We start from the raw sequence: 2,627 nt of genomic DNA on the forward strand, positions 1-2,627 counted from the left end.
CTGTAAGGGAACGTCAGTGACATATAAAGCCGTTCGTATCACCGAGTTGATGGCTCATGAGTTTGCGCAAATTGAAGGCGCACTCGATTCGTTAGATAAAAAAGCCCTTAAGGCCGCTATCCCCTCTAATTTTAGTGCTGACAAATTTATTGAGCAGGTAGAGCAAGGTCATTGGCTGTTGTTAAATGATTCGCCTGTTACTCCTATGCTGGTCAAAGAATCAAACGAAATGGGTCTCTCTCATTGGGTGCTCAACAGCCAAACTATCGACCACCTCGAACCTGCCGCGCAAAAAGCATTGCTTGCTCGAACCAATCTTACAGGCGCTGTTTCTGGGGCAACGCAAAGTCGCAATTTGCATCCACCCTTACCAATGTCACCCTATGTCCCCGAGCCTCCAATACGAAATAATTCCGACGAGCCTCTTTCGTTGAAATACGAATATTGCTTTGACATCGCTTGCTCTGATGAATCGTTTCGTCAGCAAGTCAGTTGTTCTTTTGTGTTAGCTAAGACCAAAAATGAGGTCATGCTTGGTCGCTGGACGGAATCTAAAGCAGCACACGGCACCCGATACACTATTCTTACCGCCATTGATGAACCAAAACGCTTGGTCGCCGAAGTCGCCTCATACCCAATGGGAATTTCACTTGAAGAGACTGTCAAGGTTAAACCTATCGGGACACAAACTGCTTATGAAGGTTTTATTCCCGTTTGCCCTGCGGTGCAATTAGGTGAGCGGCTTGGCCTTCCTACTGAAGGTTATTTTTATCATTTTCACGATGGGAAATTGGTCCAAGAGTACAAATTGCTTGGCGATAACAAATGGAGTTTTTACGGGACTCGCTCTACACCACATCGATTAGATGACACTCAAGCCTATAACATTTACCAAAGTGCTTTGCTGGTTTATTGGAAAATTGGCGGCAAAGTCGTCGATAATCAATATCTGGTTTATCTTGAGCAGCAAATTACCCGTGAAGCGCTCGACAACCTAGATGACGAGTGGCTAAGTAAACATGGCGTTAAATTAGATATTCCTACATTACTGGACGCGACTCAGCAACCTATTATTGCAAGAGAAGATAAACACCAAGCTGAAACGCAGCAGGAAAATATCACCGTTTATGGCCTGCCGCCTGTTTCTCCGAAATCATTTAATCACCCATTAAATACGTTTTATGACTATACCGAACGCTGCTTAGTCGATACTAGTGTTAGAGCGATTAAGAGCGAAAGCATGGCAGGGAAAGATATTGCTATCGTTAATGTAAAGCCTGAACGAACATTGTGTATCGGCGTGTTCTTTGATGGGACTGGGCAAAATAACCCCAATGATGAATATAAGGAAACTTACGGTAATAAATCGCGAACGAATGTCGCTCGTCTGTTTGAAGCCTATCCAGAGCGAGAAGGCGAATCGGTCAAAATTTATATATCAGGGGTAGGCACGGTAGATGGTATTCCCATTTCGCCAGGAGAGCCTAATCCGATCATCGATGCGGGCGGCGATGAGAAGTTAGCAGGACAAGCGATGGGAGCTTTTGATGATACAGGCGGGCTATGGAAGTGGCAGAGCCTCCTGAAGCGTTTTCAGCAAATTGTTGCTGATTTGATAGATAATGGCATTTATCAAGATATCAATCACATTCAATTTGACGTATTTGGTTTTAGTCGCGGTGCGGCGCTGGCAAGACACTTTATTAATGCTGTGAGTGAAGGATTTCCTGATTACATTAATCCCAATAGAAGCTCTAATCCTAGCTCGTTGGTTCCAAACTTATTAGGCAATGAAAGTTATAAACGTTTTGACTCGCTTTCCAAAGAGTTTTATGCCATTGATACTACTCGGCGTGTTTCGGTCCGTTTTGTGGGTTTATTTGATACGGTAGGCTCGTTTTACTTACCAGGCAATGAAAATGAAGGTAATTACCAGCTTGGATTAAAACCCAATACGGCAGAAAGAGTATTTCAGATTTGCGCTCAACATGAATACCGTAAAAACTTCCCCCTCACTTCATTAGGGCAAGGTCATCAAGAGGCCATAGCGTTTGCTGACGGTATTTTCTGCCAAGAAGTATTCCCTGGTAGCCATACTGATGTAGGCGGTGGTTACCCATCGAAAAAGCAATATAGTCGAACGGATTTACCTTCACGTCTTAACACGCCTGTTGATTCAACCTACAACCGACATCTTATCAAGGAAGCATCATTTTACGAAAAGTACAAGACCGAATTACAAACGATACGAGAAGCTAACGCGGGGGCTGTATTTGCCCAGCAGAAATTAGACCTAGAAAATCAAACATGGCAAAAAGAGACTCGTGAAAAGGACGGTGTTTATGGCGAAGTGAAATTAGTGGACGGGCAATTACTCTATTATCACTTCGTGCCGATTAGCAATGCCATCTCTGCTCTGGCCTTTGAAAGAATGAAACAACAAGCGGAACGCAATGGCATTATTTGGCGAGATGATCTTATTCAACCGCCTAAAGATTATATTGACGATGTATTTATTAAAAAGACTTGGTCAAATATGGAAAATGAACCATTAGGTAAAATATCTAAAGCACATTGGCAAAGCTGTGAGGATGAATTATTAAAACAATATATACATCGTCCCCATG

1 protein-coding gene is annotated in these 2,627 nt (G+C 43.1%); it reads left to right on the top strand.

Annotated features, from left to right (window positions below; all coding sequences use genetic code 11):
- Positions 1 to 16 precede the first annotated feature (16 nt).
- Positions 17 to 2,627 (top strand): DUF2235 domain-containing protein (locus tag B9J84_RS11295; protein ID WP_143698858.1); only part of this gene is annotated, 2,611 nt, incomplete at its 3' end.

The organism is Vibrio sp. V03_P4A6T147 (genome assembly GCF_002241085.1).
In the GTDB taxonomy this organism is placed as follows: domain Bacteria; phylum Pseudomonadota; class Gammaproteobacteria; order Enterobacterales; family Vibrionaceae; genus Vibrio; species Vibrio anguillarum.